Annotated in this window: 14 protein-coding genes; 10 read left to right on the top strand and 4 right to left on the bottom strand. The window is 58.9% G+C overall.

Annotation, left to right across the window (positions count from 1 at the left end; genetic code table 11):
* The first annotated feature begins 17 nt into the window (after positions 1-17).
* The 4 genes from betI (at position 18) to AC2FD8_RS16285 (ending at position 4,155) form a co-directional block, all read left to right on the top strand.
* Positions 18-608 carry a choline-binding transcriptional repressor BetI gene (gene betI, locus AC2FD8_RS16300; protein ID WP_496857839.1) on the top strand — a complete coding sequence of 197 codons (591 nt, stop codon included), beginning with the start codon at positions 18-20 and terminating at the stop codon, positions 606-608.
* Positions 587-2,095 (top strand): choline-sulfatase, encoded by a 1,509-nt coding sequence (betC, locus tag AC2FD8_RS16295; protein WP_496857837.1) that lies wholly within the window; start codon positions 587-589, stop codon positions 2,093-2,095. The genes betI and betC overlap by 22 nt, the downstream gene beginning before the upstream one ends.
* An 82-nt stretch (positions 2,096-2,177) precedes the next feature.
* Positions 2,178-3,836 (top strand): choline dehydrogenase, encoded by a 1,659-nt coding sequence (betA, locus tag AC2FD8_RS16290; RefSeq protein WP_496857836.1) that lies wholly within the window; start codon positions 2,178-2,180, stop codon positions 3,834-3,836.
* A gap of 79 nt (positions 3,837-3,915) precedes the next feature.
* Entirely contained in the window at positions 3,916-4,155 is a 240-nt protein-coding gene (locus tag AC2FD8_RS16285) for an HP1242/YdcH family protein (protein ID WP_496857834.1), read from the top strand.
* Positions 4,156-4,212: 57 nt separating this feature from the next.
* On the opposite strand, the gene AC2FD8_RS16280 is transcribed toward AC2FD8_RS16285, so the two are convergent.
* Positions 4,213-5,613 (bottom strand): helix-turn-helix domain-containing protein, encoded by a 1,401-nt coding sequence (locus AC2FD8_RS16280; protein WP_496857832.1) that lies wholly within the window; start codon positions 5,611-5,613, stop codon positions 4,213-4,215.
* A gap of 65 nt (positions 5,614-5,678) precedes the next feature.
* Positions 5,679-6,884, bottom strand: coding sequence for a multidrug effflux MFS transporter (locus AC2FD8_RS16275; RefSeq protein ID WP_496857830.1), 1,206 nt, complete (start codon positions 6,882-6,884; stop codon positions 5,679-5,681).
* A 181-nt stretch (positions 6,885-7,065) separates the two neighbouring features.
* Between AC2FD8_RS16275 and AC2FD8_RS16270 the strand changes: the two genes are divergently transcribed.
* From AC2FD8_RS16270 to AC2FD8_RS16260, 3 genes are all read left to right on the top strand, one after another.
* Positions 7,066-8,598: an acyl-CoA carboxylase subunit beta gene (locus AC2FD8_RS16270; protein ID WP_496857829.1), complete on the top strand. Its 1,533-nt coding sequence runs from the start codon at positions 7,066-7,068 to the stop codon at positions 8,596-8,598.
* A 204-nt stretch (positions 8,599-8,802) separates the two neighbouring features.
* The gene (locus AC2FD8_RS16265; protein WP_496857827.1) at positions 8,803-9,189 is read left to right on the top strand and encodes a DUF6497 family protein; all 387 of its coding nucleotides are present in this window, start codon (positions 8,803-8,805) and stop codon (positions 9,187-9,189) included.
* A gap of 130 nt (positions 9,190-9,319) precedes the next feature.
* Positions 9,320-9,670 (top strand): hypothetical protein, encoded by a 351-nt coding sequence (locus tag AC2FD8_RS16260; RefSeq protein ID WP_496857825.1) that lies wholly within the window; start codon positions 9,320-9,322, stop codon positions 9,668-9,670.
* A gap of 81 nt (positions 9,671-9,751) precedes the next feature.
* Here AC2FD8_RS16260 and AC2FD8_RS16255 read toward each other — a convergent pair whose 3' ends face one another.
* The gene (locus tag AC2FD8_RS16255; protein WP_496857824.1) at positions 9,752-10,924 is read right to left on the bottom strand and encodes a DcaP family trimeric outer membrane transporter; all 1,173 of its coding nucleotides are present in this window, start codon (positions 10,922-10,924) and stop codon (positions 9,752-9,754) included.
* 650 nt (positions 10,925-11,574) lie between these two features.
* On the opposite strand from AC2FD8_RS16255, the gene AC2FD8_RS16250 reads away from it, so the two are divergent.
* Entirely contained in the window at positions 11,575-11,778 is a 204-nt protein-coding gene (locus tag AC2FD8_RS16250; RefSeq protein WP_496857822.1) for a hypothetical protein, read from the top strand.
* Between the two features lie 116 nt (positions 11,779-11,894).
* The gene (locus AC2FD8_RS16245) at positions 11,895-13,940 is read left to right on the top strand and encodes an ATP-binding protein (RefSeq protein WP_496857820.1); all 2,046 of its coding nucleotides are present in this window, start codon (positions 11,895-11,897) and stop codon (positions 13,938-13,940) included.
* Between the two features lie 76 nt (positions 13,941-14,016).
* Here the strand turns inward: AC2FD8_RS16245 and AC2FD8_RS16240 are convergent, their stop codons facing one another.
* Positions 14,017-14,463 carry a DUF4174 domain-containing protein gene (locus AC2FD8_RS16240; protein ID WP_496857819.1) on the bottom strand — a complete coding sequence of 149 codons (447 nt, stop codon included), beginning with the start codon at positions 14,461-14,463 and terminating at the stop codon, positions 14,017-14,019.
* A gap of 165 nt (positions 14,464-14,628) precedes the next feature.
* Between AC2FD8_RS16240 and scpA the strand changes: the two genes are divergently transcribed.
* Complete coding sequence (gene scpA / locus AC2FD8_RS16235) at positions 14,629-16,755, top strand: methylmalonyl-CoA mutase (RefSeq protein WP_496857818.1); 2,127 nt, start codon at positions 14,629-14,631, stop codon at positions 16,753-16,755.
* Positions 16,756-16,854 lie beyond the last annotated feature (99 nt).

Here is a 16,854-nt window from a genome sequence, read left to right as displayed (position 1 = left end):
TTGCCCAGGGGGGCGCGATGCCAAAAGTCGGAATGGAGCCTATACGCCGTGATGCGATCGTTCGTGCAACGATTGCCGAATTGGGCGTACAGAAATCTCTGGATGTGACCGTCAGCCAGATCGCCAAACGCGCGGGCATGTCCAGCGCGCTGGCGCACCATTATTTTGGCGGTAAGGATCAGATCTTTCTGGCCGCCATGCGGCAAATCCTGACGGATTTCGGTAAGGAAGCCCGGACCGAGCTGGCCGCCGCAGCCCCCGACCAAAGGGCGCAAGCCATCATCCGCGCCTGTTTTGCCCGTTCGTGTTTCACCCCGGACGTGATTGCGGCATGGATGACATTCTATGTCCTTGCGCAGACCAACAATGATGCGCTGCGGCTATGGAAGGTCTATCAGGCGCGCATCCGCTCGAACCTGATCCATGCGCTGCGCCCCCAAATTGCCGAACCGACCAACGCGGCTGAGACCATGATCGCCTTGATCGACGGGTTGTATATCCACTCGGCGCTGAGCGCCCCGGAAGAGCCTCAGCTGGCTGCCAATCACGCCTTGCGCGTCCTGAACACTCTGCTCGAGGGCGAAAAATGCCAAAACCAAACATTCTGATCCTGATGGTGGATCAGCTGAACGGTACCTTGTTTCCCGACGGTCCGGCCGACTGGTTGCATGCGCCGAACCTGAAGAAACTGGCCGAGCGTTCGACCCGTTTTGCCAATGCTTACACAGCCTCACCGCTTTGCGCCCCGGGGCGGGCAAGCTTCATGTCGGGTCAGTTGCCCTCACGCACGGGTGTTTACGACAATGCAGCCGAGTTCCGCAGCGACATCCCGACCTATGCCCACCATCTGCGCCGCGCGGGTTACTACACCTGTCTGTCGGGCAAGATGCATTTTGTTGGTCCCGACCAGTTGCACGGGTTCGAAGACCGTCTGACCACCGATATCTACCCCGCTGACTTTGGCTGGACCCCGGACTACCGTAAACCGGGTGAGCGGATCGACTGGTGGTATCACAACATGGGCTCGGTCACCGGCGCGGGTGTGGCCGAAATCTCGAACCAGATGGAGTATGACGACGAGGTCGCTTACCACGCCAAGGCCAAGCTCTATGATCTGGCGCGCGGCAAGGACGACCGTCCCTGGGCTATGACCGTCAGCTTCACGCACCCTCATGACCCCTATGTTGCGCGCCGCAAGTATTGGGATCTTTATGAGGATTGCGAACATCTTCTCCCCGAGATCGCTGATCTTGGCTATGACAATCAGGACCCGCATTCCAAGCGGATTTTCGACGCCAACGACTGGCGCAGCTTCGACATCACCGAAGAAGATATCCGCAAGTCGCGCCGTGCGTATTTCGCAAATATCTCGTATTTGGATGACAAGATCGGCGAGATCCTCGACGTGCTGGAGACGACGCGCCAAGAGGCCATCATCATGTTTGTCTCGGACCATGGCGACATGCTGGGCGAACGCGGGTTGTGGTTCAAGATGACGTTCTTTGAGGGCTCATCGCGCGTGCCACTGATGATATCCGCCCCGGATTTACCTGCCGGCCTGATTGAAACACCTGTGTCCACCATCGACGTGACCCCGACGCTGGGCGCGCTGGCCGGTGTTGACATGGCCGAGATTGCCCCATGGACGGATGGCGAAGACCTTGTGCCTTTGGCCAAGGGGCAGGAACGAACAGCCCCGGTGGCGATGGAATATGCAGCCGAGGCCTCTTATGCGCCGCTGGTGTCGCTGCGCTACGGCAAGTGGAAATACAATCGTTGCGCTCTGGACCCCGATCAGCTGTTTGATCTTGACGCCGATCCGCATGAACAGAACAACCTCGCCGATGACCCCGCGCATGCCGGCACCCTACAAACCCTGCGCGCCAAGTCCGAAGCGCGCTGGGATTTGGGCCAGTTCGATGCTGACGTACGCGCCAGTCAGGCGCGCCGCTGGGTTGTCTACGAGGCGTTGCGGCAGGGTGGTTATTATCCATGGGATTACCAGCCGCTGCAAAAAGCATCCGAGCGCTACATGCGCAACCACATGGACCTGAATACCGTCGAGGAAAGCCAGCGGTTCCCGCGCGGCGAGTGACCTCTTTATCTTTTTGAAAATACGCCCGCCGGAGGCCGAGCAGGTTCCGAAACCTCTCACGGTGGATCTATGGAGACGTGAAATGGAAGCAGATTTTGTCATTGTGGGTGCTGGCTCTGCCGGCTGTGCGATGGCCTATCGCCTGAGCGAGGCCGGAGCCTCGGTTCTGGTGATCGAACACGGTGGCACCGATGCCGGACCGTTCATTCAGATGCCCGCAGCGCTGAGCTATCCGATGAATATGTCGCTTTACGACTGGGGATTCAGCTCGGAACCCGAACCGAACATGAACAACCGCCGGATGGCTTGTCCGCGTGGCAAGGTGATCGGTGGGTCGTCCTCGATCAACGGGATGGTCTATGTGCGCGGCCATGCGCGGGATTTTGACACCTGGGCGGATATGGGGGCGGATGGCTGGTCCTATGCGGATGTGCTGCCCTACTATAAACGCATGGAAAACTGGCATGATGGCGGCCATGGCGGTGACCCGGAATGGCGCGGCAAAGATGGTCCGCTACATGTGTCACGAGGTCCGCGCAAAAACCCGTTGTTTCAGGCCTTCGTCGATGCTGGTCAGCAAGCGGGCTATGAAGTTACGGGCGACTATAACGGCGAGAAACAGGAAGGTTTCGGCCCGATGGAGCAGACCGTCTGGAAAGGACGGCGCTGGTCGGCGGCCAATGCTTATCTGCGACCTGCTCTGAAACGTCCCAACTGCGACCTCGTCAAGGGTTTGGCGTCGCGCGTTGTGATGGAAGAGGGTCGCGCAGTTGGTGTCGAACTGGTGCGTGGCGGCAAGAAAGAGGTCATTCGTGCCCGGCGTGAGGTTATTCTGGCCGCCTCGTCGATCAACTCGCCCAAACTGCTGATGCTCTCGGGGATCGGGTCGGCGTCGCATCTGGCTGAGCACGGCATTGACGTTGTTGCTGACCGCCCCGGCGTGGGTGCGAACCTGCAGGACCATTTGGAGCTGTATATCCAGCAGGCCTCGTTGCAGCCGATCACTCTTTACAAGCATTGGAACCTGTTCAGCAAAGGGCTGATCGGGGCGCAGTGGCTGTTCACCAAAACCGGTCTCGGGGCCTCGAACCAGTTCGAGAGCGCGGCGTTCATCCGGTCGAACCCGGGCGTGGAATACCCTGACATCCAGTACCACTTCCTGCCGATTGCAGTGCGCTATGACGGTCAGGCCGCGGCAGAGGGGCATGGGTTCCAGGCGCATGTGGGGCCGATGCGGTCTCCGTCACGTGGGGCCGTGACTTTGCGGTCGAACAAGGCGGAAGACGCGCCGGTGATCCGGTTCAACTACATGAGCCACGAAAAAGACTGGCAAGACTTCCGCAAATGTATCCGCCTCACCCGTGAGATATTTGGTCAGGACGCCTTCAAGCCCTATGCGGGCAAAGAGATCCAGCCCGGCGCCTCGGTGCAGACGGATGAGGAACTGAATGCCTTCATCGCAGAGCATGCCGAAAGCGCCTATCATCCCTGTGGCACCTGCCGAATAGGGCGTGCGGATGACAAGAACGCCGTGGTTGATCCCGAAGGGCGCGTCATCGGCGTGGATGGTTTGCGCGTGGCTGACAGCTCGATCTTCCCGCAGATCACCAATGGCAATCTCAACGCGCCGTCGATCATGGTGGGTGAGAAGATGTCCGATCACCTGTTGGGCAAGGATGCACTGCCAAAAGCCAATGATCGCCCCTGGATTCACCCACATTGGGAGGTGGCACAGCGCTGATTTGATCCGCGTCAAAGTGGGGTGAGGCGACATTCGATAAACCTGAATCGCAACGACATTTATTCAGGAGCGAACAGGAATGTCCCACACCCCGCATGAACTGGCCGAAGAGTTTCCGGACAAGGTTGAGATGATGAGTCAGCTCAAGCAGACGGACGCTCATTTTGCGCGGCTGGCTGATGAATATCATGAAATCAACCGCCGCGTTCACCGCGCCGAAACCAATATCGAACCGGTGGAAGAGCTGGCCGAGGGTGAGATGCGCAAGAAACGCGCGGCCCTCAAGGATGAGATCTGGGCGATCGTATCCAAGGCGTAAGGCCAACAGCGGGGGCTCTGCCCCCGCACCCCCGAGGTATTTTTGGCCAGATGAAGATCAGGTAACCACGTAGGGCAATGTGCCTCGCGTATGCGTGTCGATGGCCAAGCGCCTTTCCAGTGGCGGGACCGAGCGCTGGTGGCAATTTGCGCGCTCGCAGATGCGACAGGAAATGCCGATCGGTTCATAGGCGCTTGCGTTGTTGATATCCAGATTGTCAGCGTAGACCAGTGCTTCGGCATGGCGGGTTTCGCAGCCCAGTGCGATGGCATAGCGGCGTACCGGCGCACCGAATGAGCCGCCGGGTTTCGAGACATCCCTTGCCAGCGAGATATAGCGGACGCCGTCCGGTGTTTCCGCCAGTTGCCGCAGGAAATGCCCCGGTGTTTCGAAGGCGCGGTGGACATTCCACAACGGACATGCACCGCCAAAGCGGGCAAATTGCAGTCGAGTGGCCGAGTGGCGCTTGGTAATCGTTCCGGCCTGATCGACACGCACGAAGAAGAACGGGATGCCTTTCGCGCCGGGGCGCTGCAATGTGGACAGTCGGTGGGCGACCTGTTCGATCGAGGCGCCAAAGCGGTTGCTCAGCATTTCCAGATCATGTCGATCCTCTTGCGCGGCGGTCAGAAAGGCGCTGTAGGGCATTAGGGACGCGCCGGCGAAATAGTTGGCAAGGCCGATTTTGGCAATGGCGCGGGCCTCTTCGCTCTGGAACTTGGCGAAATCGAGCGTGGCCTCCAACAGTTTGTCCTGACTGATCAGGGCAACCTGAAGCAGTAGTTGAAAGACCTGTGTTTGGGGCGCAGCGCGTGAGGACAGGCGCAGGGTTCTGCTTTCCTTGTCGTAGCTGCGCAACGGGTTGATGTCTGAGAAGATCACTTGAATGCCACGTTCTTCCAGGCTTTGCAGGGCGGCCTGGCGGATGCCGCCGGGGCCGTCGGCGCGTTTGGCGAACAGCTCGGCAGCGCGGTCGACCGCGTCGATATAGTTGTCGCAATAGTGGAAGAAGTCGCGAACTTCCTCCCACGGGCTGGCTTGGGTGCGGGAATCCTCGCGGCCCAGTGCTTCATCCAGTGAAGCGAGGCGTTCGTGGGTTTGGCGATAGCTTCGGTGCAGCTCGATAAAGGCACGAGCAAGGGCTGGGGCGTTTGAAGCGGTCAGACGCAGATCAGCCAGTGGGGGGATGTCGTCGGCAAAGACCGGATCGGCCAGCGCCTCGCGCATGTCCGAGACCAGTCGCTCACTGTCGCCCGTGCTCAGTTCGGTCACGTCCATGCCGAATTCCTGCGCCAAAGCCAGAACAACCGTGGTCGAGATCGGCCGATTGTTGTTCTCCATTTGGTTCAGGTAGGGCAGGGAGACCCCCAGTTTTGTGGCAAATTCCTTTTGGGTCAGCGTCAGGCGTGTGCGCATTTCGCGCAGCTTTGCGCCGGCATAGAGTTTTTGGGTGGCCATGGCGTGCCTTTGCAACTTTTCTATTTTGGCACGATAACTTTGCAAACCCATCTGGGCAAGGCGTCTTAGAGGCTCAATTGCCGTTCGCGCCAAATGACTGATGAAATGGCCGCGATGGCAAGGAGTGCGGTGACCAGCATAAGCCAGAGCAAGGGCATTGCGCCTGTTTCAACCGTCAGCAGGGCGCCTGCCAGTGCGCTCAGCCCGGCTCCTCCGCCCAGCATGATTGCGCCGCTGAGGCCCGAGGCGGTGGCGGCCAGATGCGGGCGTACGGACAAGGCGCCCGACGTTGCATTTGGGATCGTCATGCCGTTACCCAGCCCGACGAAGGTCATGAAGCCAAAAAAGCTGAGCGCTGTTCCGAAGCCTGTCAGGAACAATGCGGCAGACAGGGCGACACCGGCGGCGTTCAGCCATGTTCCCCAAAGGACCATGCGGTTGATGCCGACCCTGGTCGAGTATCGACCGCTAAAGAAATTCCCCAGAAAATAGCCCAAAGCGGGAGCGCCGAAATAGATGCCGACTTCGGCTGCGCTCATACCGAAGACTTCGGTGCCGATAAAAGGCGCGCCCCCCAGATAGGCAAAGAACGCCCCGGACGAACAGGCGGAGGAAAGCGAATATCCCCAGAACCGGGGCGACATCAGCAACTCGGGGTATTCCCTAAATTGCTGAACAAGGGTTTTGCCGCTTTTGGCGGATGTCTCGCCGAAATCGACATAGGTCAGAAGAAGGGTAAGGGCGCCCAAAGCGAAGGGCAGCCAGAAATTGGCTTTCCAGCCAAAGCTCTCTTCCAAGAAGCCACCAATGGCGGGGCCGATCATCGGGACAACAGCCATTCCCATCGTGACGTAACCAATCATCGAGGCCGCCTGGTCCTGATCATACATGTCCCGAACCGCGGCCCGGCTGAGGACCATCCCAACTACCACGACCGCCTGACACATACGGAACAGCAGGAACACCTCGGCCGAAGGTGCGTATATGCAACCAAGTGTCGCCAGCAGAAAAAGCGCAAGCCCCCATAGTAGAACGGGGCGTCGCCCAGCCTTGTCGGCAATTGGCCCGATGATGATCTGCAGGACCGCGTTTACCAGCAAATAAAGGGCGATCGACAGTTGCATGACCTTGTAATGCGTGTCGAAATGCAGGGCCATGTTCGGCAGGCTTGGCAAGAACAGGTTCATGCTCAGCGCCGACAGTCCCGAGAGAAGAACCAAAGTGCCGATTGTGGGTGGTGTGCGATAAGCCGACGACGTTCTGAACTGCATAGTTTGCATGTATAGCTGTTGAGTGGGCAAAGGCCAGATGCTTGATGCAAAGGGCAATAATTCGCAAATTTACAGTTTGAGCAAAAGAGATTTTCAAAACTTTGCAAATTTGCCGAAAATGCCTTTGGCTGAGGCGTCGCTCGCTGTAGGGTCCGGTCAGATTTGACAGGGGACTATCGCCATGAAAGACATCCTTTCCGAGCTTGAAGAACGCCGCAACGCGGCCCGTCTGGGTGGTGGGCAGAAGCGAATCGACGCGCAGCATGGGCGGGGTAAGCTGACCGCGCGCGAGCGGGTCGAGCTGCTGCTGGACGAAGGCAGTTTTGAAGAATTCGACATGTTCGTCAGCCACCGCTGCACCGAATTCGGGATGGAAAAACAAAAGCCTGCCGGGGATGGCGTGGTCACGGGCTGGGGCACGATCAATGGCCGTATGGTCTATGTGTTCAGTCAGGATTTCACCGTGTTTGGTGGCTCGCTGTCGGAAACGCACGCGCAGAAAATCTGCAAGATCATGGATATGGCCGTGCAGAACGGCGCGCCCATCATTGGGATCAACGACTCGGGCGGCGCGCGAATCCAAGAAGGCGTCGCCTCGCTTGCCGGATATGCCGAAGTGTTCCAGCGCAACATCACAGCATCGGGCGTGGTGCCTCAGATCAGCGTGATCATGGGCCCCTGTGCGGGTGGCGCGGTATACAGCCCGGCGATGACCGACTTTATCTTCATGGTAAAGGACTCGTCCTACATGTTCGTGACTGGCCCAGACGTGGTTAAGACCGTCACGAATGAGGTCGTCACAGCCGAGGAACTGGGCGGTGCCTCGACTCATACCAAAAAGTCCTCGGTCGCGGATGGTGCGTTTGAAAACGATGTCGAGGCTCTGGCCGAGGTGCGTCGTCTGGTCGACTTCCTGCCGCTCAACAATCAGGAAAAGCCTCCGGTTCGTCCTTTCTTTGATGACCCCAACCGTGTCGAAGCCTCATTGGATACTCTGATTCCGGACAATCCGAACACGCCGTATGACATGAAGGAGCTGATCACGAAAATCGCGGATGAAGGCGATTTTTACGAGATTCAGGAAGATTTCGCCAAGAACATCATCACTGGTTTCATTCGTCTTGAGGGACAAACCGTTGGTGTTGTGGCCAACCAGCCAATGGTTCTGGCGGGGTGTCTGGATATCGACAGTTCGCGCAAGGCGGCACGATTCGTGCGGTTCTGCGACTGTTTCGAGATTCCGATTCTGACACTGGTGGATGTGCCCGGTTTCCTGCCCGGCACGCAGCAGGAATATAGCGGTGTGATCAAGCACGGCGCCAAGCTGCTTTATGCCTATGGCGAAGCGACCGTGCCAAAAGTGACTGTGATCACCCGTAAGGCCTATGGTGGTGCTTATGTTGTGATGGCCTCGAAACACCTGCGCGGCGATTTCAACTATGCCTGGCCCACGGCCGAGATCGCGGTGATGGGTGCGAAAGGCGCGACCGAGATCATCCACCGCGCTGACCTCGGGGACGCCGAGAAGACGGCGCAGCATGTTGCCGACTACGAAGACCGTTTCGCCAACCCCTTTGTGGCCGCTGAACGTGGCTTTGTGGATGAGGTGATCATGCCGCAATCAACGCGCCGTCGCGTATCACGGGCTTTTGCCAGCTTGCGTGGCAAGCAGTTGAAGAACCCTTGGAAAAAGCACGACAACATTCCTCTTTAAGCGTGTGGGGTGGCGCGACCCACCCCAATCCGCCGAAAATCGCGGTAACTTGCCGCATTCCGCCCGAAATCAAGGCAGAATTGACAACAAGCGCAAAATCGTCAAATGATCCGATCCATCAGACATAGAACCGCGCGGGCTCAAAGCGCTGCGCGCGCGACCCCGGAAGGAGGAGCCTGCCTCTGGCGGGTCCGGGGTCGCGCCATGGGTCTGATGTTCAGCATCCTGTCTCTGCCAAGCATTTCAGTGGCCGAAGCCTCTCTGCCCGTGCCCTCTGGCCAGCCCGTGCATCTCAGCAACGTTTTGTTGGACAACAACCCCGGCGAACTTTGGGTGCGGTTCCGGTTCATCGCTCCGAAGATCGGCGCGACGGTCGGGCGGATTGGCTATGACGTCGCCTCGAACGATATGGAGCATCTGTGCCAGACGCTGGCGGTTGCCTATGTTGCCCAGCACGAATTGGACCCGGCCTTGGTGGTGATTTCACTGTCCGACCGCCCGATCCAGTTCGGCGATGCTGCCCCCGATGCAACTCAGTTTTTCGAAGCCTACCGGCTGGAGCAGTCCCGGTGTATCTGGGAGGGGCTCTGACCATGATCTGTCTTGATGATAGCAGGGCGTCTCAGACAACGGATGCGGCTTTGGAGGTGCGCGCTATGACCTTTACCCCTTACGGGTGCGAATTCTTATTCCCGATGACATCAGTCCGCGAGGTGCCAGGATGCTGAAACATCGAGGCTTTCCGGGGCGTCTGGCGGGTACGGATTTTCAATTCACCATTCGTCGCGCCAACCCTAAAGGCGTGACACCGATCACCCGGCGTGAGCGGTTTCGTGATCGTAAGCCAGCCGACCGCCGCGCCGATGCCGCCTTTATGGAGGCGCTCTGGCAGAACTTCGCGGATCAACCTTTCGAGCGCGGCAATCTGGATGCAGGACGGCTAAGCTGGCTGTTCGAGCGTGAGGTCGTGCCAGCCGAAGACCCATTCGACCCGGCAAGCTATGACGCGTTGCTGGTTATTGATCTGGACGCGGCACGTGCGTCCTTTCCCGACATTTTCGGAGCGGGCTGAGCGGTGATATACCCAGCGCCGCATATCCTTGCCCGCATGGGTGAAACCCTGCCCGAAAACGGGCAGGGTGGGTGTGTGGCGTCAGAAATTCAGCTGGGCTGCGACCTGAACACGGCTCCCGTCGAAGCTTCGACCGGTGGTCGCATCGTTGCGCTCGCCATAGATGTATTCGGCGCTCAGCGTCAGGCTGTCGGTGGCCTGATAGAAGGCGTTGACGTGGATCGTCTCCAACTCGGTGAAGTTCAGAGAACCGGTGCCGTCCGAGAAGCTGTTGGTCGCCAGATCATAGTCTTCTTTACCGTAGGCGATACCGACATTCCATTTCTCACCCAGGTCCTGGCGGAACTCGATGGTGTAGCCGTCGACGTCATTGGCCTCGCCGTTGACGATGGCGTTGCCAAGACCGATCAGGTAGGGACCGATCGCCTGACCGTTCACGTAGTTGACCTGGAACAGACCGCCCGCCCATGGGCGAACCGATCCCGACAGGGTCACGCCCCATTGGTCCACTTCGGTGGCACCATCGCTGGTTTCGGCTTTACCGTAGAGGCCCGCGATACGCGCGACGTATTTTCCGTCGTTATATTCGGCCGCCGCGGTCAGGACCGGGTCGTTCGAGTTGGACCCACCAACGTTTTCCTCAAGCGAAACGCTGAATTGAGTGTTTGTGCCGAAGCTGTTGGTGTAGCGGATCTGCGGCTGACGCGCGAAGGCGATGCCGACAGGGCCGTTGAATTCAACCGACGTGGGGTAAGTGTCGAGCGGCTGGAAGTTGGTCCAGTACTGACCGATCAGCCAGTTATCCCCAATGGTGATATTGGCATGACGCAGGCGCAGTTCGGCCGTGCTGTCGGATGCGAACAGGTCCAGTTCCAGCTGACCGCCGATATCACCCAACGCGCTGGGCGTGCTGGTGCGCAGGCCGATGCGCGACTGGCGTACCGTGCTGCCGAAGGTGCCGCTGGTTGCGGTCGACGGTTCGCCGATGACGTTTACGAACGCGGTGTCGCCCTGTTCGAAATCGAAGTCATAGAAGAAGTCGGCTTTGATGTAGCCGTAAAGATCCAGGCTGGTGTTCCCAATACGAAAATCGCCATTTGCAGGACCGGCGTTGGAGGCCTCGAGGGCCTCGACCCGGGCGCGCAGAGCGTCAAGTTCGGCCTGAGTTTGAGCGTCCTGAGCAAAGGCAAGCGTGCTGGTCACACTAAACGCAGTGGCAGCAAGCAGGATTGCCTTTTTTCTCTTTGTAAACATATGGGTGTTTCCTTGTTTGCGAGTGTGCGCGATCAAAGTTTCACGCGCTCGACGATCATGGAAATCACGAAAAAGGGACGAAGAACGCGCTTTCTCTCACGCATTTGTGCTAAGAAGTCGGCTACAGTTCACGGCAAGGTGTACAGATCGGTTAACCCACGGCATTGGCGTAAAAATAATTTGCGAACGGGTGTGATGGCCCGTGATGTTGCAGGTGCAGAAAAAAGAACAGCGGCAGAGAAATGTAACGAAACTGTGACGGTTTGGGCGGCTTCGGCTCAGCAAAACTGCATAGGTCCTGTCGGCATGAATTTGCGCGGAGTTTCGCCTGCTGGGCAGATTCTGGCCGGAATCTTGGGTGGAAACAATACTTTGTTTGCAGACGAGATTGTGCAGTGCATCCTGACCCAGCCGTGCGACACGACTTTGCCTGCGTCGCACATGCACCTACTATTCCGTACCCCTTCCTTGCGCGGGCAGGCTTGTGTTCCCCACATCGTCCTGTCCGCGTTTTTCTTTGCGCCTCGGATTGTTCTGAATGGGCATAAAGCTGCGCAAAATGCGGATTTTGCCCAGTTGTTATTGAATAACGGCGCGGAATTCCGACATCTGTCTGCAAGAACAATACAAAAAAGCAAGAGGCAGACATCATGCGAATCTCTCAAGTGTTCCTTGCACTGGCAATCTGTGCGGGCCTTTCGGCCTGCGGCGATACTCTCGGCGAACAAGCCATCCTGGGCGGTGGCGCGGGCGCTGTCGGAGCAGCCGTTCTCAGCGCCGATCCGTTGTTCGGTGCCGCTGTCGGTGCCGCAGGCAACGTGCTGTATTGCAAGACGCAGAACACCTGTAACTAACGCGAATTTTCGGGGCGCAAGTCGCCCCGTCCGTCGTCACGCATTGCGCCGACGTGGGGATGCCCTCCCTGCGGCGGCTTTTTGCGTTTCCAGAACACCAAGCCAAAGGACGTTCCATGTTCAATAAGATCCTGATCGCCAACCGGGGCGAGATCGCCTGCCGGGTTATCAAGACCGCCCGTAAAATGGGTATCGGCACCGTCGCCATCTATTCGGACGCGGATAAGAACGCTCTGCACGTGTCGATGGCGGATGAGGCTGTCCATATCGGCCCGCCGCCTGCGAACCAGTCGTATATCGTGATCGACAAGGTCATGGACGCCATCCGCCAGAGCGGCGCACAGGCTGTCCACCCCGGCTATGGCTTCTTGTCGGAAAACGCCAAATTCGCCGAGGCACTGGACGCCGAAGGCGTGGCATTTGTCGGCCCTCCGGTTGGTGCGATTGAAAGCATGGGGGACAAGATTACCTCGAAGAAGATCGCGCAGGAGGCCAATGTTTCTACTGTCCCCGGCTATATGGGCCTGATCGAAGACGCTGACGAGGCAGTCAAGATCTCGAATGAGATCGGCTACCCCGTCATGATCAAGGCCAGTGCCGGTGGCGGCGGCAAGGGCATGCGGATCGCCTGGAATGACGAAGAGGCCCGCGAGGGGTTCCAGTCCTCTAAGAACGAGGCCGCGAACTCGTTCGGCGATGACCGGATTTTTATCGAGAAATTCGTGACCCAACCGCGTCACATCGAAATTCAGGTTCTCTGCGATAGCCATGGCAACGGCATTTATCTGGGGGAGCGCGAATGCTCTATCCAGCGTCGGAACCAGAAAGTCGTGGAAGAGGCCCCGTCGCCCTTCCTTGATCCCGAGACCCGCAAGGCCATGGGCGAACAGGCGGTCGCGCTGGCCAAGGCCGTGGGCTATTCCAGCGCGGGTACGGTGGAATTCATCGTCGATGGCGAAAAGAACTTCTACTTCCTTGAGATGAACACTCGTCTTCAGGTGGAACACCCGGTTACGGAACTGATCACCGGTGTCGATCTGGTGGAACAGATGATCCGTGTGGCGAATGGCGAAAAGCTGACCATCACTCAGGATGATGTGACCCTGACAGGCTGGGCGATTGAAAATCGTCTGTATGCGGAAGATCCCTATCGCAGCTTCCTGCCTTCGATCGGTCGTCTGACCCGCTATCGCCCGCCGCAGGAAACTGCTGCCGGTCCGCTGCTGGTCAATGGAAAATGGCAAGGCGACGCGCCCGAGGGTGAGGCCGCGGTGCGCAACGATACCGGCGTCTATGAAGGCGGCGAAATCAGCATGTATTACGACCCGATGATCGCCAAGCTTTGCACATGGGCCCCAACCCGCGAAGCCGCGATTGAGGCGATGCGCGTGGCACTGGACAGTTTCGAGGTCGAAGGAATTGGCCACAACCTGCCGTTCCTGTCGGCCGTGATGGATCACCCGAAATTCGTCAGCGGTGACATGACCACAGCCTTTATTGCCGAAGAATACCCGGACGGATTCGAAGGCGTAACGCTGCCCGAAGACGACCTGCGCCGGATCGCGGCCTCATGCGCGGCGATGCACCGGGTTGCCGAGATCCGCCGTACCCGTGTTTCGGGCCGGATGGACAACCACGAACGCAAGGTCGGCAAGCGCTGGGTCGTTTCACTGGAAGGCCAAGAGCTGGCCGTTCAGGTCAATGCAGACAAGGAAGGCGCGACCGTCAAATTCGAGGACGGCTCGACCGTTCGCGTCGCATCTGACTGGACACCGGGCGATCAGCTGGCGGTGCTGGATGTAGATGGAAGCCCTCTGGTTCTGAAGGTAGGCAAGGTTACGGGCGGTTTCCGCATTCGCAACCGAGGCGCTGACCTGAAGGTATTGGTACGCCGTCCGCATCAGGCCGAGCTGGCTAAGCTGATGCCGGAGAAACTGCCGCCAGATACGTCGAAAATGCTACTCTGCCCGATGCCGGGTCTGGTGGTGAAGATCGACGTGGAAGTCGGTCAGGAGGTCCAGGAAGGCCAGGCGCTGTGCACCATCGAGGCGATGAAGATGGAAAACATCCTGCGCGCCGAGAAGAAGGGTACCGTTGCCAAGATCAATGCAGGTCCGGGCGACAGCCTCGCCGTAGACGAAGTGATCATCGAGTTCGAATGATCATGAGCGCGCTTTTGGCATATTCTCAGGTCTCACCGGTGTTCTGCGCCGGTGGCTTGGGGCGTGGCAAAAGCGTTCAACCGCCCTCGCGCCGGTCGCGGATTTCGCGTTCGCGCAGGGGGGTTTTGTCGATCGAGCGGCCGATCTCGCGCACGCTCCAGGGGGACGGTTTGCGCAGTTTGACCACGCCGTCCTTGTCAACAAAGACCATCTGGAACCCGCGCGGGCGCAGCTTGGACCGGATTGGGGATCGTGCGGACGGATCGGTATCCGTTAGCACCACGACATCCCGATCCCGCATCTCGTCCTCACCTTCCAGCAACATGTCGATCTGCTGCTGGAACCGGGGATCGGCGGGAGTGTCGGCGAAGACGACAATGGGCCGGTGGGTCCACATGAAATCGCTCAACTCACTGTCGCCAACAGGGCGAACATATTCATCATCAGCAGGTGCTGTTCCGTCGGCGGCCATGGCAGCCAGCGGGATAAGTGCCGAGAAAACAAGGGCAAGCGTTTTGTTCATGGGGCCTCCTGTCCCGTTGAATATAGCCTTTACGCGCGCGAATGCGACCGGCGAATTGCACAAGATGCTCAATTTGTCGCGCGTGGGCCATGCCCGACATCTGCTGAACCACGATACGCAAGGATTGCAGGCTGCTGCAGGCCGAACTGACGAGAGGACACCTCGATGACCGATAAGAATGACTGGCGCGCGCTGGCCGAGAAAGAATTGCGCGGACGGCCACTGGACGATCTGACCAAGGAAACGCTGGAAGGCATCAACGTCAAACCGCTCTATACTCAGGACGACACCGCCGATTTGCCGCATATGGGCACTCTGCCGGGGTTTGGCCCGTTCACGCGCGGTGTGAAGGCGACGATGTATGCCGGGCGGCCTTGGACCATTCGCCAATATGCCGGGTTCTCGACCGCCGAGGAATCGAACGCCTTTTACCGGCGCAATCTGGCTGCGGGTCAGCAGGGTGTCTCGGTCGCTTTCGATCTGGCGACGCACCGCGGCTATGACAGCGACCACCCGCGCGTTGTCGGCGATGTCGGCAAGGCCGGTGTGGCGATTGACAGCGTGGAGGATATGAAAATCCTGTTCGACGGCATCCCGCTCGACAAAGTCTCGGTCTCGATGACTATGAACGGCGCGGTCATCCCGGTTCTGGCAAGCTTTATCGTGGCAGGTGAAGAGCAGGGGCACGATAAATCGGTCCTGTCCGGCACCATTCAGAATGACATTCTGAAAGAGTTCATGGTGCGCAACACCTACATCTACCCGCCAGAGCCGTCGATGAAGATCATCTCGGACATTATCGAGTACACCTCGAACGAGATGCCCAAGTTCAACTCGATCTCGATCTCGGGCTATCACATGCAAGAGGCTGGCGCGAACCTTGTGCAGGAGCTGGCCTATACTATCGCAGACGGGCGCGAATACGTGCGGGCTGCGCTGGATGCGGGCATGGATGTCGATAAATTCGCAGGCCGTTTGTCGTTCTTCTTTGCCATTGGCATGAATTTCTTCATGGAGATTGCGAAACTGCGCGCCGCGCGGACCCTGTGGCATCGCGTGATGACCGAGTTCGGGGCGAAGTCCGAACGCTCCAAGATGCTGCGGACACACTGCCAAACCTCAGGCGTCTCGCTGCAGGAGCAGGACCCCTATAACAACGTCATCCGCACTGCGTATGAGGCGATGAGCGCGGTTCTGGGCGGCACACAGTCGCTGCACACAAACGCTCTGGATGAGGCGATTGCCCTGCCCACCGATTTCTCGGCCCGCATAGCGCGGAACACGCAGTTGGTCTTGCAGGAAGAGACGGGTGTGACCGATGTGGTCGATCCACTGGCGGGCTCTTACTATGTGGAAAGCCTGACCAATGATCTGATCGAGAAAGCCTGGTCCTTGATGGAAGAGGTTGAGGAAATGGGCGGCATGACCAAAGCTGTCGCCTCGGGCATGCCCAAGCTGCGGATCGAGGAAAGCGCTGCGCGCCGTCAGGCGATGATCGACCGGGGCGATGAGGTGATTGTTGGCGTCAACAAATACCGCAAGGAACAGGAAGATCCGATCGACATTCTGGACGTCGACAACGTGGCCGTGCGCGAATCTCAGGTCGCGCGGCTGGAAGAGATCCGCGCCACCCGCGACGAGGCCGCCTGTCAGGCCGCGTTGGACGCGCTGACCAAGGCCGCCCAAGAAGGCGGAAACCTGCTGGCTGCTGCGGTCGAGGCCGCCCGCGCCCGCGCATCGGTAGGAGAGATCAGTATGGCAATGGAGAAAGAGTTCGGCCGCCACCGCGCCGAAGTGAAGACCTTGGCGGGCGTTTATGGCGCTGCGTATGAGGGCGACGAAGGCTTTGCCGCCATCCAGAAATCCATCGAAGACTTTGCCGAGGTCGAGGGGCGTCGCCCCCGTCTGTTGGTGGTCAAGATGGGGCAAGACGGTCATGACCGGGGCGCCAAGGTGATCGCGACGGCCTTTGCCGATATCGGGTTTGACGTGGACGTTGGCCCTCTGTTCCAGACACCTGCCGAGGCGGCGCAGGACGCTGTGGACAATGACGTGCATGTGGTGGGTATCTCGTCTCAGGCGGCGGGCCACAAGACGCTGGCTCCGCAGCTTGTTGAGGAACTCAAGAAAGCCGGGGCTGAGGATATCATCGTGATTTGCGGTGGGGTGATCCCGCAGCAGGACTATCAGTTCCTGTATGACAACGGGGTCAAGGCGATCTTTGGACCGGGGACAAATATTCCGGATGCTGCGCAGGACATCTTGCGCCTGATCCGCGACGCGCGGGACTGAGGCGGGGCAGGGGGCTGTCTGCCCCCTCTTTGCCTGACGGCAAATTCACCCCCGAAGGTATTTTCAAACAGAAGAAGGGCGCGGGTTTGGCTTGCGCCC

The organism is Ruegeria sp. YTSC192 (assembly GCF_059609705.1).
This window is presented reverse-complemented; position numbering and strand designations above follow the sequence as displayed.